This window comes from Nonomuraea sp. NPDC049421, assembly GCF_040677005.1.
In the GTDB taxonomy this organism is placed as follows: domain Bacteria; phylum Actinomycetota; class Actinomycetes; order Streptosporangiales; family Streptosporangiaceae; genus Nonomuraea; species Nonomuraea salmonea.
In genome coordinates this window covers 18,985-40,855 of record NZ_JBFAQA010000017.1, presented here as the reverse complement: position 1 = coordinate 40,855, position 21,871 = coordinate 18,985, and the positions used below count along the sequence as shown (strand labels likewise).

At 71.6% G+C, this 21,871-nt stretch carries 25 protein-coding genes and 1 tRNA gene; 10 read left to right on the top strand and 16 right to left on the bottom strand.

The window, feature by feature from the left end; genetic code table 11:
- Nucleotides 1–79: 79 nt before the first annotated feature.
- The 4 genes from AB0K18_RS27220 to AB0K18_RS27205 form a co-directional block, all read right to left on the bottom strand.
- Nucleotides 80–685 (bottom strand): SRPBCC family protein, encoded by a 606-nt coding sequence (locus AB0K18_RS27220; protein ID WP_364919350.1) that lies wholly within the window; start codon nt 683–685, stop codon nt 80–82.
- A gap of 31 nt (nt 686–716) precedes the next feature.
- Nucleotides 717–1,094, bottom strand: coding sequence for a hypothetical protein (locus AB0K18_RS27215; protein ID WP_364557603.1), 378 nt, complete (start codon nt 1,092–1,094; stop codon nt 717–719).
- Nucleotides 1,091–1,453, bottom strand: a complete 363-nt coding sequence (locus AB0K18_RS27210; RefSeq protein ID WP_364919348.1) for a hypothetical protein — start codon at nt 1,451–1,453, stop codon at nt 1,091–1,093. Before AB0K18_RS27210 ends, AB0K18_RS27215 begins: the two co-directional genes overlap by 4 nt.
- Before the next feature lie 147 nt (nt 1,454–1,600).
- A complete protein-coding gene (locus AB0K18_RS27205) occupies nt 1,601–2,308 on the bottom strand; it encodes a TetR/AcrR family transcriptional regulator C-terminal domain-containing protein (protein ID WP_364919346.1) in 708 nt (235 codons plus the stop codon).
- A gap of 35 nt (nt 2,309–2,343) precedes the next feature.
- Here AB0K18_RS27205 and AB0K18_RS27200 point away from each other — a divergent pair, with 35 nt between their 5' ends.
- On the top strand, nt 2,344–3,693 hold the full coding sequence (locus tag AB0K18_RS27200) for a DHA2 family efflux MFS transporter permease subunit (RefSeq protein WP_364919712.1): 1,350 nt from the start codon (nt 2,344–2,346) through the stop codon (nt 3,691–3,693).
- The gene (locus AB0K18_RS27195) at nt 3,663–4,157 is read left to right on the top strand and encodes a DUF523 domain-containing protein (RefSeq protein WP_364919343.1); all 495 of its coding nucleotides are present in this window, start codon (nt 3,663–3,665) and stop codon (nt 4,155–4,157) included. Before AB0K18_RS27200 ends, AB0K18_RS27195 begins: the two co-directional genes overlap by 31 nt.
- 38 nt (nt 4,158–4,195) lie before the next feature.
- Here the strand turns inward: AB0K18_RS27195 and AB0K18_RS27190 are convergent, their stop codons facing one another.
- Together AB0K18_RS27190 and AB0K18_RS27185 are read right to left on the bottom strand one after the other, a co-directional pair.
- Nucleotides 4,196–4,579 carry a hypothetical protein gene (locus tag AB0K18_RS27190; RefSeq protein ID WP_364919341.1) on the bottom strand — a complete coding sequence of 128 codons (384 nt, stop codon included), beginning with the start codon at nt 4,577–4,579 and terminating at the stop codon, nt 4,196–4,198.
- 41 nt (nt 4,580–4,620) lie between these two features.
- A complete protein-coding gene (locus AB0K18_RS27185) occupies nt 4,621–5,217 on the bottom strand; it encodes a helix-turn-helix domain-containing protein (RefSeq protein ID WP_364919338.1) in 597 nt (198 codons plus the stop codon).
- A gap of 253 nt (nt 5,218–5,470) precedes the next feature.
- On the opposite strand from AB0K18_RS27185, the gene AB0K18_RS27180 reads away from it, so the two are divergent.
- The 4 genes from AB0K18_RS27180 (at nt 5,471) to AB0K18_RS27165 (ending at nt 10,233) form a co-directional block, all read left to right on the top strand.
- Nucleotides 5,471–6,841 (top strand): Dyp-type peroxidase, encoded by a 1,371-nt coding sequence (locus AB0K18_RS27180; RefSeq protein WP_364919335.1) that lies wholly within the window; start codon nt 5,471–5,473, stop codon nt 6,839–6,841.
- A gap of 101 nt (nt 6,842–6,942) precedes the next feature.
- A complete protein-coding gene (locus AB0K18_RS27175) occupies nt 6,943–7,632 on the top strand; it encodes a GAP family protein (protein WP_364919332.1) in 690 nt (229 codons plus the stop codon).
- A 63-nt stretch (nt 7,633–7,695) separates the two neighbouring features.
- Nucleotides 7,696–9,492, top strand: coding sequence for a Na+/H+ antiporter NhaA (gene nhaA / locus AB0K18_RS27170; protein WP_364919709.1), 1,797 nt, complete (start codon nt 7,696–7,698; stop codon nt 9,490–9,492).
- A 42-nt stretch (nt 9,493–9,534) separates the two neighbouring features.
- Nucleotides 9,535–10,233 (top strand): hypothetical protein, encoded by a 699-nt coding sequence (locus tag AB0K18_RS27165; protein WP_364919330.1) that lies wholly within the window; start codon nt 9,535–9,537, stop codon nt 10,231–10,233.
- Nucleotides 10,234–10,339: 106 nt separating this feature from the next.
- Here AB0K18_RS27165 and AB0K18_RS27160 read toward each other — a convergent pair whose 3' ends face one another.
- Nucleotides 10,340–11,104, bottom strand: coding sequence for an NAD(P)H-binding protein (locus tag AB0K18_RS27160; RefSeq protein WP_364919327.1), 765 nt, complete (start codon nt 11,102–11,104; stop codon nt 10,340–10,342).
- 94 nt (nt 11,105–11,198) lie between these two features.
- On the opposite strand from AB0K18_RS27160, the gene AB0K18_RS27155 reads away from it, so the two are divergent.
- The gene (locus AB0K18_RS27155) at nt 11,199–11,618 is read left to right on the top strand and encodes a hypothetical protein (RefSeq protein ID WP_364919326.1); all 420 of its coding nucleotides are present in this window, start codon (nt 11,199–11,201) and stop codon (nt 11,616–11,618) included.
- Here the strand turns inward: AB0K18_RS27155 and AB0K18_RS27150 are convergent.
- Nucleotides 11,605–12,057, bottom strand: a complete 453-nt coding sequence (locus AB0K18_RS27150) for a hypothetical protein (protein WP_364919323.1) — start codon at nt 12,055–12,057, stop codon at nt 11,605–11,607. The two genes, AB0K18_RS27155 and AB0K18_RS27150, sit on opposite strands and share 14 nt — an antisense overlap.
- 45 nt (nt 12,058–12,102) lie before the next feature.
- On the opposite strand from AB0K18_RS27150, the gene AB0K18_RS27145 reads away from it, so the two are divergent.
- Together AB0K18_RS27145 and AB0K18_RS27140 are read left to right on the top strand one after the other, a co-directional pair.
- Complete coding sequence (locus AB0K18_RS27145) at nt 12,103–13,080, top strand: YafY family protein (RefSeq protein WP_364919321.1); 978 nt, start codon at nt 12,103–12,105, stop codon at nt 13,078–13,080.
- 111 nt (nt 13,081–13,191) lie between these two features.
- Complete coding sequence (locus AB0K18_RS27140; protein ID WP_364557641.1) at nt 13,192–13,545, top strand: SPW repeat protein; 354 nt, start codon at nt 13,192–13,194, stop codon at nt 13,543–13,545.
- A 234-nt stretch (nt 13,546–13,779) separates the two neighbouring features.
- Here the strand turns inward: AB0K18_RS27140 and AB0K18_RS27135 are convergent.
- The 4 genes from AB0K18_RS27135 to nadD form a co-directional block, all read right to left on the bottom strand.
- Nucleotides 13,780–13,852 (bottom strand) — tRNA-Ala (locus AB0K18_RS27135).
- Between the two features lie 182 nt (nt 13,853–14,034).
- Nucleotides 14,035–14,664 carry a histidine phosphatase family protein gene (locus AB0K18_RS27130; protein ID WP_364919319.1) on the bottom strand — a complete coding sequence of 210 codons (630 nt, stop codon included), beginning with the start codon at nt 14,662–14,664 and terminating at the stop codon, nt 14,035–14,037.
- A 46-nt stretch (nt 14,665–14,710) separates the two neighbouring features.
- On the bottom strand, nt 14,711–15,106 hold the full coding sequence (rsfS, locus tag AB0K18_RS27125; RefSeq protein ID WP_364919316.1) for a ribosome silencing factor: 396 nt from the start codon (nt 15,104–15,106) through the stop codon (nt 14,711–14,713).
- Between the two features lie 102 nt (nt 15,107–15,208).
- Nucleotides 15,209–15,826: a nicotinate-nucleotide adenylyltransferase gene (gene nadD / locus AB0K18_RS27120; RefSeq protein ID WP_355412895.1), complete on the bottom strand. Its 618-nt coding sequence runs from the start codon at nt 15,824–15,826 to the stop codon at nt 15,209–15,211.
- Between the two features lie 96 nt (nt 15,827–15,922).
- On the opposite strand from nadD, the gene AB0K18_RS27115 reads away from it, so the two are divergent.
- On the top strand, nt 15,923–16,945 hold the full coding sequence (locus tag AB0K18_RS27115; RefSeq protein ID WP_355412893.1) for a M48 family metallopeptidase: 1,023 nt from the start codon (nt 15,923–15,925) through the stop codon (nt 16,943–16,945).
- 110 nt (nt 16,946–17,055) lie between these two features.
- Here the strand turns inward: AB0K18_RS27115 and AB0K18_RS27110 are convergent, their stop codons facing one another.
- The 4 genes from AB0K18_RS27110 to proB form a co-directional block, all read right to left on the bottom strand.
- Complete coding sequence (locus AB0K18_RS27110) at nt 17,056–18,951, bottom strand: protein kinase (protein WP_364919313.1); 1,896 nt, start codon at nt 18,949–18,951, stop codon at nt 17,056–17,058.
- An 82-nt stretch (nt 18,952–19,033) separates the two neighbouring features.
- Nucleotides 19,034–19,210 (bottom strand): hypothetical protein, encoded by a 177-nt coding sequence (locus AB0K18_RS27105; protein ID WP_345387938.1) that lies wholly within the window; start codon nt 19,208–19,210, stop codon nt 19,034–19,036.
- 49 nt (nt 19,211–19,259) lie between these two features.
- The gene (locus tag AB0K18_RS27100) at nt 19,260–20,534 is read right to left on the bottom strand and encodes a glutamate-5-semialdehyde dehydrogenase (RefSeq protein WP_364919311.1); all 1,275 of its coding nucleotides are present in this window, start codon (nt 20,532–20,534) and stop codon (nt 19,260–19,262) included.
- 22 nt (nt 20,535–20,556) lie between these two features.
- Entirely contained in the window at nt 20,557–21,684 is a 1,128-nt protein-coding gene (gene proB / locus AB0K18_RS27095) for a glutamate 5-kinase (protein ID WP_364919706.1), read from the bottom strand.
- Nucleotides 21,685–21,871 lie beyond the last annotated feature (187 nt).

Sequence of the window (21,871 nt, the reverse complement as noted above, 5' to 3'; positions counted from 1 at the left end):
TCGCTTTATTCCTGGCACCAGAGAACCCCCGGACAAGTCCGGGGGTTCCCTACGCTCTCGGGGTACGACGCCTAGCCGGTCAGAGCACCGGCCTGGGCGGCGTCGCGGGGGGCTCGTTCGGGGGAATCGGGCCGGGAGGAGGCAGGGTGCCTCCGGGCTCCTGGCCGCCGCCGCCGATCGTGCCGGGCGGGACGGGCTGGCCGCTGCCGCCGTACGTGGAGCCCTCCTGATGCGGCCCCGGGACGTCGCCGCGCCAGGCGCCGGTCTCGCCGCCGCGCGACTCGATGAACGTCTTGAACCGCTTGAGGTCGCCGACCACGCGCATCCTGACGAGCTGCAGCCAGTCGCCGGCCGTCTCGACGAACCCCTCGGGGTCGTACTCCATCTGGAGGGTGACCCTGGTGGCGTTCTCGTCGATGCGGTGGAAGGTCACCACGCCGGCGTGGTGGGGGCGCTCGACGCTGCGCCAGGCGACGCGCTCGTCCGGGTGCTGCTCGGTGATCTCGGCCTCGAACTCGCGCCGGACACCGGCGATGTCGGCCACCCAGGCCGTACGCGTGTCACTGAGCTGTTTGACCGATTCCACGCCCTCCATGAACTCGGGGAAGCTTTCGAACTGCGTCCACTGGTCGTACGCGACGCGTACGGGGACCCTGACGTCTTCGGAATGTTCGATCGTGCTCATGGGGTCAGCCACTGCCCAGGCAGGTCCGGCGTTAACGCCGGCGCCACAGCCAGAAGAGGCCGACGAGGGGGAGCACGAGGGGGATGAACAGGTAACCCTTGCCGTAGGCGGACCACACGGTTTCGTCGGGGAAGGCGGCCGGGTCGAGCACGCTGAGCGTGCCGATGACGAGCACCCCGGCCAGCTCGATGCCGAGCGAGACGAGCGCCAGCCGGCGGGCGCCGCGCCACAGCGCGACGGTGAGCAGGATGTAGACCGCCGCCGCGAACGCCGACAGGCTGTAGGCCAGCGGCGCCTCACCGAACCTGGTGGCGATCTGCACGCCCGCCCGCGCCCCCGCGGCCAGCGCGAACAACCCGTAGACCGCGATCAGCGCACGTCCTGGCCCGGTGCCGATCGAGCCGGTCACGCCACGCCCTGCCAGATCTGCAGCAGCCTGGCCGTCATCACCGCGATCGCGAACCCGGCCACGGCCAGGATCGCCGTGCCCCACCTGCTGCGCTCGGCCAGCGCGAGGAACACCGCGGCCGGCGGGATCAGCACCTCGCCACCGACGTAGCCGAACAGCGTGGCCTTGTCGTCCGGCCCCGCGCCGCCCGCCACCCCGGCGATCACGAACCCGGCCTGCACCAGCACCGCCACCTCCAGCAGGGCGAAGCCGACCAGCAACACCATGCCCATCGGGCGGTTGCGGATCGCGACGATCAGGCTCATCAGCATCAGCAGCAGCGAGCCGGAGATGACGATCGTGGAGACGGTGGTGTTCATCGGGGGTAAGGCTATCGCCCGGATGCCCCGCCCCCGCTGACGACCGGCCCCGTGACGTCGTCGCCGACGCCCGGCCTCACCGGCTTCCGGCACCGCCGCCGACGCCCGGGCTCACCGGCCTTCCGGCGCCGCCGCCGACGACCCGCTTCACCGGCCGTCCGACGGGGGCCGGTCGCGCAGGTGCGCCTCGATGCCGTCGAGCACCCAGCCGAGCCCGCGCTCGAAGTTGTCGTCGACCCCCTGCACGCCCTGCTCGATCATCGGCCCCAGCAGGGGGAACTCGCCGCCCGCGATCAGCTCCCTGACGTGCGGCTCGGCCAGCGCGGCCCGCTCGGCCTCGCTGATGCCCGCCTCGCGCGGCGCCGCGCGCTCCAGCGCCTCCCTGATCACGAAGCCGGTCATGTAGTCGTTGAATGCCGCCAGGATCCGCCAGGCCGTCAGCCGGTCGACGCCCAGCTTGCCGATGGCCGCCAGCTTCTGCTCGACGTGCCGCAGCCCGTGGGGGCCGACCGCGACCCGCTGCGAGATGAGATCGACCCGCCAGGGGTGGCGGCGTACGAGGTCGCGTTCGAGGCGGGCGAGCAGCAGCAGCGCCTCGCGCCAGTCGTCGGGGAGCGGCTCATCGGCGTGCGCCTCGGCGGCGATCTCGTCGGCCATCAGCGCGAGGAGGTCCTCCTTGCGCTCGATGTAGGAGTACAGCGTCATCGTGCGGGCGCCGAGCTCGGCGGCCACCCGCCTGATGGAGACCGCGTCCAGCCCTTCGGCGTCGGCGAGCGCGATGGCGGCGGCCACGATCGCCTCCCTGGTCAGCGCCGGGCGGCGGGGCGGTGCGGGCTTCGACCATGGAGACGTCACGAGGTACAGCGTACGAGGGTGATACGGTGTACGACATGCGATACGCCGTACGAAGTTCCCTCTGGGCCACCGGCACCGCCGTCCTGCTCGGCGTGATCATGACGATGCTCGACACCACGATCGTCAACGTCGCGCTCGGCACCCTGGCCCGCGACTTCGGCTCGTCCCTGTCCGAGATCCAATGGACGGTCACCGGTTACCTGCTGGCGCTGTCCATGACGGTGCCGGTGACCGGCTGGGCGACCGGCCGGTTCGGCGCGCGCCGCGTCTGGCTGACCGCTCTGGTGCTGTTCGTGGCCGGGTCGGCGCTCAGCGCCGCCGCCTGGTCGGTCTGGAGCCTGGTCGCCTTCCGCGCCGTCCAGGGGATCGGCGGCGGCCTGCTCATGCCGGTCGGCCAGGCGATGCTGGCGCAAACGGCGGGCAAGGAGCGCATGGGCCGGGCGATGGCCGCGCTGTCCGTGCCGGCGATGCTGGCGCCGGTGCTCGGGCCGCCGCTCGGTGGCGTGATCGTGGAGGGGCTCGGCTGGCGGTGGCTGTTCCTGATCAACGTGCCGATCTGCGCGCTCGCGCTGGTGGCCGCGCTCGTCCTGCTGCCCGGCGGCCCTGGCGAGCGTCCGCAGCCGCTCGACGTGACCGGGCTCGCGCTGCTCTCCCCCGGGCTCGCGGCCGTCGTCTACGGGCTGTCGGAGCAGGGCGGCGCCGCGCTCCCCGTGCTGTTCGCGGGCGTGGCGCTGGTGGCGGCGTTCACGGTACGGGCGCTGCGCCGCCAGGGGACGCTGCTCGACCTGCGGCTGTTCGGCGACAGGACGTTCGCCGCGGCGGTCGGCGCGCTGGTCTGCTACTCGGCCGCGCTGTTCGGGTTCACCGTGCTCGTGCCGCTGCACGCCCAGCTCGCCGCCGGGGGCACCGCGCTGGACGCGGGCCTGCTGCTCGCGCCCATGGGCGTCGGGGCGGCGATCACGATGCCGCTGGCGGGCCGGCTCACCGACAGCAAGGGGGCGCGCGGCGTCGGCGCGGCAGGGGTGGTCGTCGCCGTGGCCGGCATCGCGGCGTTCACGCTGCTCGGCGGCGGCCTCGCGCCGATGTTCCTGCTGGGGCTCGGGCACGGGCTGGTGTCCACGTCGGTGATGGCGGCGGCGTTCACGACGCTGGAGCGGGCCGCGATCCCGGCGGCGACCACGCTGAGCACCATCGCCGTACGCCTGGCCGCGCCGTTCGGCGTCGCCGTGCTGGCCGTGCTGCTGCAGGCGTTCACCCGGGCGGGAGTGGCGCAGCCGTTCACGTACGCGTTCTGGGTGGTGGCGGCCCTGACCGCGGTCTCGCTGGTGCCGATCGCGCTCATAGGATCGAAGGCGTGGAGAGGATCCTCATCAGCGCCTGCCTGATGGGCCGCAAGGTGCGCTACGACGGCGGCGCCAAGACCAGCTCCGACGCGCTGCTCGCCGGGTGGCGGGAGGAGGGGCGGCTGGTGCCGTTCTGCCCCGAGGTGGCGGGCGGGCTGCCCGTCCCGCGTCCCGCGGCCGAGATCGAGGGCGGCCTGGGCGGCGCGGCCGTGCTCGACGGCACGGCCCGCGTGCTCGCGACCGACGGCGCCGACGTGACCGCCGCGTTCGTGGCGGGCGCGCGGGGCGCGCTCGCGGTCGCGCGCTCCCAGGGGGTCCGCATGGCGGTGCTCAAGGAGGGCAGCCCCTCCTGCGGAGTCCTCACCGTCTACGACGGCTCCTTCTCCGGACGCCGCGCACCGGGCCAGGGCGTCACGACGGCCCTGCTGGAGTCACACGGCATCCGCGTCTTCGCAGAAGACCAGGTGGCCGAGGCCGCCGACTACCTGCGCACCCTGGAGGCGTGACCGGACCGCATCCGCAGGCCGGCGCGCCCTCGCGCCGGTCATCCGCGCACGCGGGAGGCGTAGAACGCGGCCGCCAGGCCGGCGGTCAGCGCGGCGGCCATCACGCCGTGATACCAGAGCAGCACCACGGTCGTCCCGCCGCCCGGGCTCAGGGTGGTCGCCGCGATGCCGAGCAGCACGCCCCCCAGCGCGGCCGCGTGCCCGTAGAGGAGGCCGTCCCAGGCCCACGCCGGGCGGGCCGCCGCGCCGTACCCGCCGATGGCGACGGCCACGGCGCACAACGTCTCGACGACGACTGCGGGCGCGATCACCGGCTCGCGGAGCGGGCCGATCGCGATCCCGGCGTGCGCCAGCGCGAACGTCAGGAAGACGAGCGCGTACACCACCGAAGAACCGGCGAGCACCCGGCGCAGCAGATCCATGCGACCCACACTCCCATCCGGCGGCCCCGCGGCCGTCGTCCCTAGGGAGACGGCTCCGCTACGCCGTGCGGTGTAGGCAGCAGCCGCCTCACCAGCCGGATCACCTCGTCGATCGTCGCCGCGGCGTCGTCGTCGGTCTCGCAGGCGGCCACCTCGCGGCCCGCCTCGCCCATCATCGTGGTCAGCAGGACCACCAGCACGTGGCTCTCCCGCGTGTCCGCGAGGCCGAGCACCCGCTTGTTGCCGCCGATCCAGCCCCACCCGCGCTGCCGGCGCAGCGTGGTGAACTCCGCGGGCCCGTCGCTCTCCAGGAAGAGCCTGGCCACCTCGCGCTGCTCCCACGTCCCTTCGAGATAGGCGCGGGCGCCCGCGAGAAAACGTTCTGAGGCTCCGTCCGCCGCCTTGGCCGCCCGTGCGGTGCGTTCCTCCTGCCCGCGCGTGAACTGCTCCCACAACGCAAGGAACAAACCGGGCTTACCGCCGAAATGGTGATAAAGGCTGCCGACGCTGATGCCCGACGCCGCCACGATGTCGGCCACCGTGGCGTCGGCGTACCCCTTGGTCAGGAAGACGTCGCGAGCCGCGCGTAACAGCGTGTCGCGGGTGGCTCCGGAACGGCTCCACTGCCGGCTCCTCATCGCCGCCTCCGGACGCTCCGCGACGCATCGCTTTTCACCGTCACCACCCTAGAGGAGCCCTGAATGGGCATTCCCCGTTCCCGCCCATCGGGAAATCCACCGATCCCGTTATGGCGGAAACCTTCGGGGGCGTTCGCGAGTCGAAGGAGTGGGACGCGTTGAAAGGCGAGAGATTCTCGCGAACCTTTCTCCCTCAACGCGTAGGGGGTCCGATTTTTCACATAATCGGGAAACGGGGAAAGGGACACGCACGATGCCTGTCGACCTGACCAACGAACGACCTCTCGCCTGGGACTCGGCCGCGCTCGACGCCGACACCAAGGCGATGCTCGACGATCTGCAGCCGAACATCCTGCGCGCCCACGTACGCGAGCACCTGTCCGTGCTGTTCGTCCGGTTCAACGACGTGGCCGAGGGCCGGGCGTTCCTGCGCCGCCTCGCCACCACGAAGATGAAGTCGGCCCGGCAGCACCTGCAGGAGATCCGCGACTTCGGGGCAGGACGGAGGCCAGGCACCCCTTACGTCGGGGTCGGCATCAGCAAGGCCGGCTACCGCGACCTCGGCCATTCCGTCGAGGACGTCCGCAAGTTCGACGACCCGGTCTTCCGCGACGGCATGAAGCGGCGCACCGGCGAAGTCAACGACCCGCCCGTCGAGGAGTGGGAGCGCACCTACCAGCGGGAGATCCACGCCGTCATCCTCATCGGCGACGCCGAGCGCGGGCCCGTGGACCGGCTGCGCGAGGAGATACTCGGCGACCTGCCCGAGAGCGCCAGGCTGCTGGGCGAGGAGCGCGGCCAGGGCATGCGCAACCCGGCGGGCGACGGCATCGAGCACTTCGGCTACGTCGACGGGCGCAGCCAGCCGCTGTTCGTCAAGGACGAGGTGGACAAGGAGCAGAAGAAGCACTGGGACCCGGCGTTCCCGCTGTCCAACGTCCTGGTGCCGGACCCCTTCGCCCCGAACCCCGAGCGCCACCACGGCAGCTACCTGGTCTTCAGGAAGCTGGAGCAGAACGTACGGGCGTTCAAGGAGATCGAGCGCGACCTCGCCGACAGTCTCGGCCTGAAGGGCGCGGACCGCGAGCGGGCGGGCGCCATGCTCGTCGGCCGCTTCAAGGACGGCACCCCGTTGACGCTCAGGGCGAGGCCGGCCGGCGGCCCGGTCGTCAACGACTTCACCTTCGACGGCGACGACGGCTCCAAGTGCCCGTTCTCCGGGCACGTCAGGAAGACCAACCCGCGCGCCTTCGGCCGCGAGGTGGTCATGGCGCGGCGCGGGCAGACGTACGGCGAGCGCGCCGACGACCCGTGGGACGACTCCCCGCCGGAGCGGCGCCCGAGCGGCGAGGTGGGCCTGCTGTTCATGGCGTTCAACGCCAGCCTCCTCGGCCAGTTCGAGTTCATGCAGCAGACCTGGGCGAACAACCCCGACTTCGAGCTGCCGGCCACCGGGCACGACCCGGTCATCGGTCAGGGTGACCGCGACATCAAGGTGCGCTTCCCCAAGGTGTGGGGCAAGCCGGAGATGTCGGTCCCGCAGCCCCAGGTGCCGCAGACGGTCACCATGAAGGGCGGCGAGTACTTCTTCGCCCCCTCCCTGGCCTACCTGCGTAATCTCTGACGTCAGCAGTCCTCCTCCGGCGGCATGAGCACAAGGATGTACGCCGGTTTCACTCCGCCGGAGGAGGCAGGCCGGGGGGCGCGTTCCGCACACTTGTCCCCATGACCATCGCACTGCTGCTCACCCTCGCGGCTCTGGCGGTGATCGACAGCACGAGCTTCGGCACCCTCGGCATCCCCGTCTTCCTGCTGCTGACCACCGACCGCGACCGGGGCCGCCGGCTGCTGATCTACCTGGCCACCGTGGCCGGCTTCTACTTCCTGGCCGGCGTGGCGCTCATGCTGGGCGCGAGCGCCTTCATGGAGGCGTTCGGCGACGCGCTGCAGAGCAGGACCGCCTCCGTCGTGCAGCTCGCGGCCGGCGTCGGGCTGTTCGCGCTCAGCTTCAGGTTCGACCCGAAGCGGCGGGCCAAGCGGGGCCGGCCCGAGCGCACGTTCGTCCCCAGGACGGGGGGACCGCGCACGATGGTGCTGCTCGGGCTGACGGCCGGGGTCCTGGAGGTGGCCACGATGGTGCCGTACCTCGCGGCGGTCGGAATGATGACGAGCGCCGGGCTGGCGGCCGGGCAGTGGCTGCCGGTGCTGGGGGCGTACGTGCTGGTGATGATCGTGCCCGCGCTGGCGCTCATGGCGCTGCGCGCGGCGGCCGGCGGGCGGCTGGAGCCCAAGCTGGAACGGCTGCGCGCCTGGCTCGCCAAGCACTCCGCGTCGATGGTGGGCTGGGCGCTGGCGATCATCGGGTTCCTGCTCGCCCGCGACGCCGCCTTCTCCCTGTTCTTCCAGCCCTCCTAGCCCCCAGGGGCGCGGTTCACCTGCTGCTCGGGCCCGCCTAAGATCGGGCATCGGGGGGTGAAGATGCTGCGAGCGTTCTTCCGTACGGAAGCGGGCAGCACCACCGTGCTGCTCGTCGCCACGGTGGTGGCCCTGCTGTGGGCCAACTCCCCCTGGGGCGACAGCTACGAAGCGTTCTGGCACATCAACACCGGCCTGTCGTTCGGCGACGCCCACTTCATGCTCGACCTGCGCCACTGGGTCAACGACGGCCTCATGGCCGTCTTCTTCTTCCTCATCGGCCTCGAGGTCTCCTACGAGGTGCGGCTCGGGCAGCTCAGGGACCGGCGGCTGCTCGCGGTGCCGGCGGTGGCGGCGTTCGGCGGCATGCTCGTCCCCGCCGCCGTCTACCTGGCGCTCAACTTCGGCGGGCCCGGCGCGTCCGGCTGGGGCGTGCCGATCGCCACCGACACCGCGTTCGTGCTGGGCGTGCTGGCCGTGGTCGGGGCCCGGTGTCCCGAGCCGCTGCGCGCCTTCCTGCTGACGCTGGCCATCGTGGACGACGTGCTCGCGATCATGATCATCGCGATCTTCTACACCGACTCCCTGGCCCTGCCCGCCCTGCTCACCGCCGTGGTGCTGCTCGCGGCCATCCTCACGCTGCGGCGGCTGAAGATCTGGCGGGCGCCGGCGTACATCGTGCTGGGGTTCGCGCTGTGGGTGGCCACGCTGGAGAGCGGCATCCACCCCACGCTGGTCGGCATCGCGCTCGGCATCCTCGTCTTCGTCTACGCCCCCACCGACCACAAGCTGCTGCTGGCCGGCGAGGCCGTCCAGGGGTTCACCAGCTCGCCCACCGCCGAGGCCGCCAGGGAGGCCGCGCGGCGCGTCCAGCGGGCCGTGTCGGTCAACGAGCGGCTGCAGCTGCGCCTGCATCCCTGGAGCAGCTACGTCATCGTGCCGATCTTCGCGCTGGCCAACGCCGGGGTGCGGCTCGACGGCGAGACCCTGAGCGCGGCCATGACCTCGCCGATCGCCATCGGCGTGGCACTGGGGCTGGTGCTCGGCAAGTTCGTCGGCATCGCGCTCGGCACCTGGCTGCCGCTGCGCCTCAAATGGGGCATCCTGCCCGGCAACCTCGTGTGGGGCCAGCTGCTCGGCGGGGCCGCGGTGTCCGGCATCGGGTTCACCGTCTCGCTGTTCATCGTGGACCTCGCCTTCGACGACTCGGCCCTGCACGACCAGGCGAAGATCGGCATCCTGGCCGGGTCGCTGCTGTCGGCCGTCCTGGGCTGGGTGATCTTCCGCCTCGCGTGGGACCGCGGTGGCGTGTGCGCGCCGCCCGACGCCGAGCCGTCAGAAGACCTCCCCAAGACGCTCGCCGTACCCGTGGGGCCCGCCGACCATGTGCGCGGGCCCGCCGAAGCCAAGATCACGATCGTCGAGTACGGCGACTTCGAATGCCCCTACTGCGGCCGCCTCCAGCCCATCCTGGAGGAGGTCCGCAGGAGCAACCCCGACGTGCGGATGGTCTTCCGCCACTTCCCGATCCGCACCCTGCACCCGCGCGCCGCCCCGGCCGCCATCGTCGCCGAGGCCGCCGCCGACCAGGGCCGCTTCTGGGAGATGCACGACATCCTCTACGCCAACCAGCGCTTCCTCACCGACGCCGACCTGGAGCACTACGCCGCCCAGCTCGACGTCGACCCCTGGGCAGACGTGCCGCGCCACGTCGCCAGGGTCGCCGTGGACGAGGAGTCGGGGCAGGCGGGCGGGGTGCGCGGCACGCCCACGCTCTTCCTGAACGGCGTGCGGTACGAAGGCGGCCACGACCTCGACTCGATCACACGTGCGGTGGAAGATCTCCGCCAGTCCGCGTAGCGTCGTCTGGTCACTTTCGTCCCCTTTTGGAGATCTCACCGGATGACCATGCTGAACGTCATCATCAACATCGCGAATCTGCTCCTCATGGTCATCGTCCTAGGTGGTGGCATCGTCATGATGGCGATGCGCAGGAAGGATCACGGGCGGGGGGCCGGCCTCGGCATCGCCGGCTGCGTCGTGCTCCTCATCGGAGCCGTCGTCCTGACCGCCATCCAGTTCTCCGTCACCACGCTGGTCACCGAAATGGGGAGAACGGCGTACGAGATCATCTTGCCGCTGGGCAACCTGCTCGTGATCATGCTCCAGGTGACCGGCACGGCCCTGCTGGTCTTCGGCGTGGTCGCCCGCCGCACCCCCCAGCCCGCCGGCGCCCCCGCCGAGTCCTGGCCCACCCACCCCGGCCGGCACCAGCAGCCGGGCCACCATCCGGAATGGCAGCCCACCCACCCAGGCCGGCAGCCCGCCTGGCAGCCCCAGCCCGGCCAGCAGAGCTCGTGGCCCTCCGACCCCGCCGCCCAGCCCGGTGCCCAGGCCCCTTGGCAGCCTGAGCCCGGTGCGCAATCCCAGCCCGGCCAGCAGGCGCCTTGGCAGCCCGAGCCCGGCCGGCAAGGGCAGCCTGGTCAGCCGCAACCCGGTTGGTCGCCGCAGCAGCCCGCGCCCGATCAGCAGTCCGGCGGATCGTCGCCTCAGCAGGGCTGGCAGCCGCCGGTCCAGGGCTACCAGCAGCCCCCGTCCTGACAGCAGCCCCGTCCTGACAGCAGCCCCGTCCTGACAGCAGCCCCGTCCTGACAGCAGCCCCGTCCTGACGGCGGCCGCCGTCCTGAACGGCGCCTGGGGCGGTCGTTCAGGGGCGTGTGGGTGTGCCCAGGTAGTCGTCCCAGGTAATCGTGCCCCTGGGGTGTGCCTCGGTGATGAGGTGACCGGCGCGGAAGGCACGCCCCGAGGCGCCGGGCAGTCGCAGGCGGAGCACCGGCCGCCGCAGCCCGCGCGCCCGCTGCCACCGCCGTACGGCGTCCTCCATGGTGAGCGCCTCGGGCCCGCCGTACTCCTCGATCGTGCCGCCGGGCCCGCGAGCGACCAGCGCGAGGAGGTGCCCGGCCACGTCCCGGACGTCCACGGTCTGCATGGGGACGCGCGGGTCGGCGATCATGAAACCGAACCTGGCCATGCCCTGCAACCCGGCCGCCACGAACTCGTGGAACTGGGTGGCCCGCAGGATGGTCCACGGCACGCCACCATCGCGGACGAGCCGCTCAGCCTCCACCTTCGTCCGGAAATATCCCCACGGCACCCGATCCACACCCACGATCGAGACGTAGACCAGATGCCGCACCCCGGCCGCCCGAGCCGCCCCCAGCAGCGCCGCCGTGCCGTCGAGCTCCACCCGCCGGGTGTACCTCCCCTTGTACGGGGCCGACGCCAGATGCAGCACCACGTCGGCCAGCGACACGGCCTCGGCCACGCCGGTCCCGGTGGTCAGATCCGCCACCACCCACCGCACGCCCCCGGCCGCGGCCCTGGGCACCCGGCTTGCGGCCCGTACGTCGTACCCCGCCTCGACCAGCTTCTCCAGCACGACCCTGCCGAGCCGCCCGCTGCCTCCGGTCACCAGAACAGTTTCCATGCAGGCTGGACGACGCAGCCAGGAGAAGTGTGACAATGTGGGCGTAAATCCCTACTGCGCACGATCGTCTGAGGGGATCATGACGCGAGAGCAACCCGGCCCGCACGAGCCCGACCCCAACCAGACGATCAGGCACCGCTTCCCACATCCGGCCCCACCGCCGCAGGGCCCGCCGGAGTCGCCCTACACGCAGCGCCTCCCGTACACGCCCGACATGCTCCCCGACGTCCCCGTCTACGAGACCAAGCCGCCCAGGTCCGCCTGGTGGTGGGTGATCGTGGCGGGCGGGCTCGTCCTGCTGATCGCCGCCGTGGCCGTCGCCGTCGTCCTCTGGATCCGCAGCAACGCCGACACCACGACAGGAGCCCTCCCCCACCTGTCCGCCGCGCAGACCGTCACCCCGCAGACCATCGCCACGCAGACCGTCGCCACGCAGACCGTCACCCCGCAGACCGTCACCCCGCAGACCATCGCCACGCAGTCGGTCACGCCCGGCTGAAGTCCATGGTCCAGTTCGTCTCCCACGTACGCCCGCCGTCCTCCGAGAACGCCTGCTCCCACCGAGCCGCGCCGGCACCCGGAACCGTCCAGACGAACCTGCACCGCACCCGCCGCCCCGCCACGCTCTCCTCCCCGTGGAACTCCCCACGATCCCCCTCGAACCCGCCCACCATGGCCGAGGTGTCCAGCCGGCCGGTGGCGCTGTTCGCCCAGTAGATGGCCCACTGCCCGGCCCGCTCGTCGTACATCCGCACGGTCATCCCGCTGAACCCCTTGGTCGGGAACACGATCTCATCCACGCTGGCCGCGCCGTCGAAGTGCCGCGTCGCCACCGTGAACCCGGGGAACTCCTCCCATTCGCCGCTTCCCGACAGGGGCTTGATGAGGCGGCGGCTGGTGACGTTCCAGCGGCCGGCGAAGAAGTCGAAGTCGTTCATGCGGAGCACGGTAGACCCGGGTCACTGACAGGTAGTGTCAGTGATGTGCGCGCCTCCCGCCTCGTCTCCATCCTCCTGCTGCTGCAGACGCGCGGCCGGATGACCGCGCAGGAGCTGGCCGACCGGCTGGAGGTGTCCGTACGCACGATCTACCGCGACGTCGAGTCCCTCCACGCGGCAGGCATCCCGTTGTACGGCGACGCGGGCCCCAGAGGCGGATATCAACTCCTCGACGGCTACCGCACCCGCCTGACCGGCCTGACGGCCGACGAGGCCGAGTCGCTGTTCCTCGCCGGCCTGCCTGGTCCGGCCGCTGAGCTGGGCCTCGGGGCGGTGGTGACGGCCGCACAGCTCAAGCTGATGGCCGCGCTGCCGGTCGAGCTGCGCGACCGCGCAGGACGCATCCAGGAGCGCTTCCACCTCGACGCCCCCACCTGGTACCGCGACCAGGAGCCGGTGACCCATCTGCCGGCCGTGGCCGAGGCCGTCTGGAACGAGCGTCCCGTCCAGGTGCGCTACCGGCGCTGGCGGGCGCCGCAGGAGGTGGAGCGGCGGCTGGAGCCGTACGGGCTGGTCGTCAAGGCCGGGCGGTGGTACCTGGTGGCGCGGGCGGGCGAGCACGTACGCACGTACCGCGTCTCGCAGATCCTCGACCTGCATCAGCTGCCCGGCACGTTCGCCCGGCCTCCGGAGTTCGGCCTGGCGGCGTACTGGCAGGGCTACCTCGCCGAGTTCGAGGCCCGGCTGCGCTGGGGCGAGGCGGTCGTACGCCTGTCACCGCGCGGCATGGAGCGCCTGGCCGACCTGATGACGCCGGGCGTGGTGACGGCGGCCGAGGCGAGCGCGTCGCCGCCCGACGGGGAGGGCTGGACGCGGGTGACGGTGCCGATCGAGTCGATCGAGCACGCTGCGGGCGAGTTCCTGCGCCTGGGCACCGAGGCGGAAGTGCTGTCACCGCCCGAGTTACGCGACCGCCTGGCCGAGACGACGTACGAACTGTCCGCCCGCTACAACCCGCCCTGACGCGTGCGCTATGTCACACTTTCGGATGGAATCGCCGCGCAGCGCCCCGGGTTGCACGGATCGACTGACCAAAAGGCCAGCCGAGCACATACGCCCCTGGCGGAGGTTCTCATGAAGGCATGGTCACGCTGGCAGGACTGGGTCACCCTGGTCGCCGGCATCTACGCGGCACTCTCCCCGATCTGGGTCGACGGCGCGTCGGGCGCCGCTGCTTCACTGATCGTTCTGGGGGTGCTCACCGCGCTCACCTCGCTCGTGTCGCTGGCGAGACCGGGCATCGTGGCGACGGAATGGCTCAACGCCCTCTGGGGTGTGCTGCTGTTCATCGCGCCGTGGGCCATCACGTACACCGAGGCTCTGGGGGCGACCGTGACGTCCTGGATCGTCGGAGTCGTCACCCTGGTCCTCAGCCTCACCGCCATACCTGCGAGCCGCGCCGCACATCGTCAGGCAATCCAGCACTAACCGCTCATCCAAAGGCCGGGCCCCGCGCCCGGCCTTTGCCCTGACATCCACAGAACGCCCCAGACAACAACTCCCCATCCACAGAACCCGGTTCGGGCCCGCACGAGCCGCTGCCGACGACGCCGGCGTGGTGGCCGGGCGGCGAGCTGATCCTGGTCCCCCTACGCCTGTCGCAGGGCCTGACCGTATACGAAAAGGGCCGCCGAAAACTCAGCGGCCCTGACGCGAAAGGGGTGGAGCTATGGGGATTCGAACCCCAGACCTCCTCCATGCCATGGAGGCGCGCTACCAACTGCGCCATAGCCCCTGGTCACCGCTCCGAGTCCACCCGTTGCGGCGCTCCGAGAGCATATAGCCATCCGCCCCCATTCACCTAATCGCCAACGGTGACCCGGCATCGATACCTGCCCAGGCAGGGTGCCGCCGGGTTCGGCCGTTACGTCGGCCGTACCCGGCGGGTCAGCCGCCCAGGGACCACTCCCAGGCGGGTCATACCTCCGCATCCGGTTTGTCGTCGCTGCGTACCGGCTCAGGCAGGGTGCCGGCGTTGTGTTCGAGCAGCCGCCACCCCCGGCGCCCTTCCTGCAGCACGGACCACGAGCAGTTGCCCAGTCCGCCCAAGGCGGGCCAGAGCTGCTCGGGCAGCCCCAGCAGCTCACAGATGCCGAGCCGCAGGGCGGCCCCGTGCGAGGCCACGACGAGCAGCCCGTCGTCGTCCAGGCGGGCCGCCCAGCGCCGCATGGCTCCGGCGACCCGGCTGGCGACGTCGGTGACGGGCTCGCCGTCAGGCGCCTCCCAGGCGGCGTACTCCTCGGGCCACCGTGCGGCGATCTCCTCCCGGGTGAGACCTTCCCACTGACCACCGCCACGTTCGCGGAAGTCCTTGTCGATCGCCACGTCGAGCCCGACGATGCGGCCGAGGGCGAGCGCGGTGTCGTTGGCCCGCTGGAGGTCGGAGGAGACGATCATGGTCGGCCGCAGCGAGGCCAGCAGCGAGGCGGCGCGTGCGGCCTGTGCGACACCGGTCTCGTCGAGGGGGATGTCGGAGTGGCCCTGGAAACGCTGCTCGACGTTCCACAGAGTCTGCCCGTGACGCAGACACACGATCCTTTTGCTCATGCAGATTGCTCGCAATCGGCACGAGACCCCACGTTGTGTCGGTCGGTCACGCGCGCGCCCGCTGGAGGTTGGCCTGGATGACGCTCTCCGGCAGGGTGATGGCCGGGCAGTCCTTCCACAAGCGCTCAAGCGCGTAGAACGTACGGTCCTCTTCGTGCTGTACGTGCACGACGATGTCGATGTAGTCGAGCAGCACCCACCGCCCTTCACGCTCGCCCTCACGGCGTACGGGCTTGGCGTCGGCCTCGGTGCGCAGCCGCTCCTCGATCTCGTCGACGATGGCGCGGACCTGACGGTCGTTGGTGGCGGAGCAGAGCAGGAAGGCGTCGGTGATGACGAGCTGTTCGCTCACGTCGTAGGCCAGGATGTCATCGGCCAGCTTGTCGGCCGCGGCCTCCGCGGCGATGCGCACGAGCTGGACGGATCTGTCAGATGCGGTCACGATGCGGGTCTGTCCTCCTGTGTCGGCAGCATGCCCTTATGTTGAGGGTACCCTTCCGGGCCGAAACCCCTCACCTACGCCACGAGGACGCCCTGAGAAGGCTCATCCGGCCGCGTGATACAGCCCTCGCTTGTTGATGTACTGAACGATTCCGTCGGGCACCAGATACCAAATGGGCTCGCCCTTTGCGACCCGCTGACGGCATTCGGACGAAGAGATGGCCAGGGCGGGGATTTCCAGCAAGGTCACGCGGCCTTCCGGCAGGCCGGGGTCGTGCAAAGTGTGCCCCGGCCGGGTGCAGCCGACGAAATGGGCGAGCTCGAAGAGTTCGTCGGCGCTCTGCCAGTCGAGGATGGCGCCGAGCGCGTCGGCGCCGGTGATGAAGAACAAATCAGCCTCAGGACCGTAAATTTCCGCAATATCGCGCAATGTGTCAATCGTGAACGTCGGTCCCGGCCGGTCGACGTCCACCCGGCTGACGGAGAAGCGCGGATTCGAGGCGGTCGCGATGACCGTCATCAGATAGCGGTCCTCGGGCGCCGACACCTCGCGCTCCGACTTCTGGTACGGCCGCCCCGTCGGGACGAAGACCACTTCGTCGAGCTGGAAGTGGTGAGCCACCTCGCTGGCGGCGACGAGGTGGCCGTGGTGGATGGGATCGAACGTCCCACCCATCACACCTACTCGCCGCTTCCCCTGCACACCAGGCGCGTTCATCATGAAACGGACCTTACGCGGACGCTCCCGGACAACATGACAGCACCCCCCTGCGCGATGACCGCGCATCACTTCCGTTGCGGACGTAGCATGCCGGGCATGACGACCACCCCGGACCGCAGCCGCGTCCAACTGCCAGGCATCTCGTCCCGAGCCTACGAACACCCAGCAGACCGGTCCGCCCTGGTCGCTCTGCGTAAGTTGAGTGGGTTCGACACCGTTCTCAAGCAGATGTCCGGCCTCGTCAGCGAGCGCCGGCTCCGCCTGATGTACCTCGCGTCCGCCGTACGCGTGAGCGAGACCCAGTTCCGCTCCCTCTACGACATGGGGCGCGACGCCGCCTACACCCTCGACCTGCACCGCATCCCGGAGATCTACGTCCAGCAGGACCCGCAGGTCCAGGCCAAGGCCATCGGCTTCGACGACCCGTTCATCGTCGTGACCACCGGTCTGCTCAACCTCATGAACGAGGAGGAGCAGCGCTTCGTCATCGGCCACGAGACCTCGCACATCCTGTCGGGGCACGCGGTCTACCGGACGATGCTCGACATCCTCACCCGCCTCGCCACCCGCGTCGCCTGGATCCCGCTCGGCTACATCGGCCTGCGGGCGATCGTCGCGGGCCTCGAGGAGTGGTACCGCAAGTCCGAGCTGTCCTCCGACCGCGGCGGCCTGCTCGTCGGGCAGAACCCCGAGGCGGCCAAGCGCGCGCTGATGAAGCTGGCGGGCGGCGACTACACCCACGAGATGAACATCGAGGCGTTCCTGGAGCAATACCAGGAATACGACACCGCGGGCGACCTTCGCGACGGCTTCCTCAAGGTGCTCAACCTGCTCGGCACGACCCACCCGTTCGCGGTGGTGCGCGTGGCGGAGCTGGACAAGTGGCAGCGCAGCGGCGAATACGACCGGATCATCGGCGGCGACTACCCCCGCAGGGAGGACGACGCCAATGCCAGGGTCACCGACGAGATCAAGGCGGCGGCCGAGTCCTACCGCGCGTCGTGGCAGCAGTCGCAGGACCCGTTCATCGGCGTCCTCCGCGACGTGGCCGAGGGCGCGGTCAACGCGGGCGAGCGCATCTTCAACCGCTTCTCCCGCCGCGACGGCGGCCAGGGCTGAGCACCGCCTCGCCACCGCGCGACGGATCCGCTTGATCGGCCGCGCCGGCCCGCCGCACCACGGCGGCGGGCCACCACCGGCCCAGCCGACGCCCGCCGCGAACGCGCGGGTCAGAGGAGCAGGGCGATGGCGCGGACGGCCGCCGCGCACAGCGCTACGAAACCGCCCAGAACGGCCAGCGCCCGCAGCCCTTCCCTGCGCAGATCGGGCAACCGCTGACCGATGCGCTCGATCTCCCGCCCGGTGATCCCGCCACAGAGCATCCCGAACACCACACCTGCCACGGTCACGGGCGCGGCCTGCTGCCACCAGTCGGGAGTGATCTCCCCGCCGCCGACGGCCCACAGCGCCCCGCCCGCCGCCACCGCGACGGGCACGCCGGGCCACACGACGGCGGTCGAGGCCGCCCCGGTCAGCGCGATCGGGAAGGACAGCACGCGCAGCGCCACCCGCGTACGCCGCGAGCTGCGCTTCCTGACCATCCAGTGCCCCATCCACAGGGTCCTGGTCAGCACCACGAACGCGGTCGTGATGGCGATCGAGGCGATCGGCCAGATCACCGACACCACCACGCACGGCACGGCCAGCACCGCGAGCAGCAGCAGCGCCCCGTTGCCCGCGGGCAGCGTGGTGTGCGACTCGCCGCGCAGCCCGGCGGCCTTGCGCCGGTCCTGCGTGGCCGTCCTGCTCCTGACGGCCGCCGCCGTACGCTGCCGCGACGCGGTGACCTTGGCCCGTGGCCCGGTGTTCTTGCCGTCACCTCCGGTACGCCCGCGCGGCGCCGGCACCTTGCCCTCGGCCCGGCTCCGCGCGAGCGCCGACCCTCCGCCGTCGGGCACGGCCCGGTTCCCGGACCGCCCGCTGTCCGGCACGGCCCGCCCGGACCGCCCGCTTTCAGGCGTGACCCGCCCGGAACGGTCGGGCACCGCACGCCCGGTACGCCCGTTCTCGGGCGCGGCACGTCCAGAACGCCCGCTGTCAGCACGCCCGGTACGCCCGCTCTCCGGCAGCGCCCGGCTGCCGCGCCCGCGCGGCGGCGGCACCTTGCCCTCGGCGGGCACCGCGTTGGGCCGGCTCCTGGCCCTGGCCTCGCCGCGCGGCGTGGCCGGCTCCTCGGCCGTCCTGCTGCGCACGGCCGTGCCCTTGGGCGGAGTGTCCTCCGCGGAGTCGGCGGCCCGCCCGGCGGCGGCCTGAGGCTCGGGCTCGGCCGCGCTCGTGGCCTTGGCCAGCCGCGACAGCCGATCGGCCAGCAGCGCCGCCGTGGGCCGCTTGCCCGGCTCCCTGTTGAGCGCCGCGCGCACCAGCGGCAGCAGCTCGACCGGCACGCCCTTGAGATCGGCCTGCCCGTTGAGCACCGCGTACATCTGCGCCTCGGCCGTGCCCCGCCCGAACGCCGGCCGCCCGGTCGCCGCGAACGCCACCGTCGCGGCCCAGGCGTGGATGTCGGCCGGCGAGTCCACCTGCTCGTCGGCGAAGATCTCGGGAGCGGTGTAGCCGGGGGTGCCGAGGAACGTACCGGTCATGGTGAGCCGCGTCGCGTCGAGCACCTGGGCGATGCCGAAGTCGATGAGCACGGGCCCCCGCGTGCCCATGATGATGTTGCCCGGCTTGAGGTCGCGGTGCACGACGCCGGCCGCGTGGATGATCGCCAGCGCGGCGGCGATGCCCTGCGCGAGATCGACCAGGCCGGAGACGTCGAGCGGCCCGTTCTGGCGCACCCGATCGAGCAGCGTGACGCCCTCGATGTGCTCCATCACCAGGTACGGCCGCGCGCCGTCGAGATCGGCGTCGAGCACCTTGGCGACATACGGGCTCTCGACCCTGCGCAGCGCTCGAACCTCGCGCTCCAGGCGGATGCGCGAGGTCTCGTCTTCGGCTAGGTCGTGCAGGACCTTGAGCGCGACTCGCTCACCGCGGCGGGTGGTCGCGAGGTAGACCTCGCCCATGCCACCCCGGCCGAGCCGCTCGACCAGGCTGTACGGCCCGACCTTGCCGAGCTTGCTCACCGTCCCTCCCCGCCCGGCGCGCCCATAAGGGACACAACCCTAGCGCCGGTGAGCGTGTCGCCGCGTGAGGCACGCCGAAGGTTTATCGGCGTGTGTGGTCGGAGAGCATGCTGTCGAGCCGCGCGGTGGGCTCGTCCGACAGCTGCCGACGTCCTTTCCTGCGCCAGTTGACGTGGCCGCGGCTCTCCAGCCACAGCATCAGCCGGTCGGCGCCGAACAGCACCGCGGCGGAGAAGACGAGGGCGACGACGATTTCCATGTGCCCCAGTCAAGCGACGCACCCGGCGCCGGTCAGGCCGACACGCCGACTAACCGGCCACCACCGTGCCCTCTGACGTGCGCAAATGCCCCTCACCCGTATAGATCCACTTGGTGGAGGTGAGTTCGGGCAGCCCCATCGGGCCGCGCGCGTGCAGCTTCTGGGTGGAGATGCCGATCTCCGCCCCGAACCCGAACTCCCCGCCGTCGGTGAACCGCGTCGAGGCGTTGACCGCCACCGCGGCCGAGTCGACGAGCGCGACGAACCGCCTGGCGGCCCGCTGCGACCGGGTGACGATGGCGTCGGTGTGGCCGGAACCGTAGCGCCTGATGTGGGCCACGGCCTCCTCCAGCGAGCCGACGACGGCGGCGGCGATGTCGAGCGAGAGGTATTCGGCGTAGAAGTCGTCCTCGGTGACGGGCACGACCTGCGCGTCGTAGCCGGCGACACGCTCGTCGCCGTGCACGGTCACGCCGGCCTCGCGCAGCGCGGCCAGCGCCTTGGGCACGAACGCGTCGGCGACGTCCTGGTGGACGAGGAACGTCTCGGCGGCGTTGCACACCGACGGCCGCTGCGCCTTGGCGTTGACCAGGATCTGCACGGCCAGGTCGACGTCGGCCTCGGCGTCGACGTAGACGTGGCAGTTGCCGACGCCGGTCTCGATGACCGGCACCGTGGACTCCTCGACCACCGAGTTGATCAGGGACGCGCCGCCGCGCGGGATCAGCACGTCGACCAGGCCGCGGGCGCGCATCAGCTCCTTGACCGAGTCGCGGCTCTGGCCCGGCACGAGCTGGACCGCCCCGGCCGGCACCTCGGTGCCCGCCAGTGCGTCCTGCATGACGCGGACGAGCGCGGTGTTGGAGGAGTAGGCGCTGGAGGAGCCGCGCAGCAGCACCGCGTTGCCGCTCTTGAGGCAGAGCGCGGCGGCGTCGACGGTGACGTTGGGGCGGCCCTCGTAGATGATGCCGATCACGCCCAGCGGCACCCTGAGCTGGCGCAGCTCCAGCCCGTTGGGCAGGGTCGTGCCGCGGACCACCTCGCCGACCGGGTCGGGCAGGTCGGCCACCTGGCGTACGGCCTCGGCGATCGCGGCGATCCTCGCCTCGTCGAGCCGCAGCCGGTCGACCATCGCCTCCGACGTGCCCTGCGCCCTGGCCCGCTCGACGTCCTCGGCGTTGGCCGTGACCAGCTCCGCCGCGTGGGCGACCAGGGCGTCGGCGACGGCGCGCAACGCCCGGTCCTTGGGCGCCCGCGGCAGCGGGGCCAGCTCGGCGGCGGCCTCTCGTGCCGCGCGGGCGACCTTCAGGAACTCTTCGGACATCGCGTGCTCCCCGATGGAACGTTCAGTTGTGGGATTCCAGTATGACGATGTCGTCGCGGTGGATGAGCTCGCGTTCGTATTCTGGACCGAGCGTGCTCGCCAGCTCCTTCGTCGAACGCCCGAGCAGGCCGGGGATCTCGACGGCGTCGAAGTTCACCAGCCCCCGCGCCACCACGGCGCCCTGAGGGGCGCACAGGTCCACCGGGTCGCCCGCCGCGAAGTCGCCCTCCACCGACGTCACCCCGGCGGGCAGCAGCGACTTGCGACGCCCCACGATGGCCTCCACCGCGCCGTCGTCGAGGTGGAGCCGGCCGCGCCCGGTGGTGGCGTGGGCGAGCCACAGCAGCCGCGTGCCGGGGTGCCGGCCACCGGGGTGGAAGTAGGTGCCGACGTCGGCACCGGCCAGCGCCTGGGCCGCGTGGGCGGCCGCGGTGAGCACCACGGGCACGCCCGCGCCGGTCGCGATCCTGGCCGCCTGCACCTTGGTCACCATGCCGCCGGTGCCGACAGACGCGCCGTTCTTGCCCAGCTCGACCCCGGCGAGGTCTTCGGACCCGCGGATCTCGGCCAGCCGGCGCGAGCCGCTGCGGCTCGGCGGGCCGTCGTAGAGCGCGTCGACGTCGGACAGCAGCACCAGCGCGTCGGCGTGGATGAGGTGCGTCACCAGCGCGGCCAGCCGGTCGTTGTCGCCGAAGCGGATCTCGTCGGTCGCCACCGTGTCGTTCTCGTTGACGATGGGGACGATGCCCAGCTCCAGCAGCCGGTTGAGGGTGCGCTGGGCGTTGGCGTGGTGGGCGCGGCGCATCATGTCGTCGGCCGTCAGCAGCACCTGGCCCACGCGCAGCGAGTAGCGGGCGAAGGAGGAGGTGTAGCGGGCCACCAGCACGCCCTGCCCGACGGAGGCGGCGGCCTGCTGGGTGGCGAGGTCACGCGGTCGCGCGCTCAGCCCGAGCGGGCCGAGGCCCGCCGCGATCGCTCCGGAGGAGACCAGGACGATCTGCGTCCCGGCCCGGCGCCGCGCCGCCAGCACGTCCACCAGGGCGTCGACGCGATCGACGTCGATCATGCCCTGGGGGGTGGTGAGCGAGGAGGAGCCGACCTTGACGACGACCTTCGACGCTGAGCTGATCTGTTCCCGCACGTCTGGCAGCCTATCCGCTCACACCAGGACGGACCGCATCGAGCACCACCCCCGAGAACCCACTCCACCCCCGCTCCCAGCCCCTGAACGATCTCCCGAGAACCGGCTCCATTTCCCTGGGAACCGCTTCCCCGACCGATCGTTCGAGCGCTTGCGCACACGCGTGCCCTTCTGTGCGGGCCGCACGTCGGTGCGG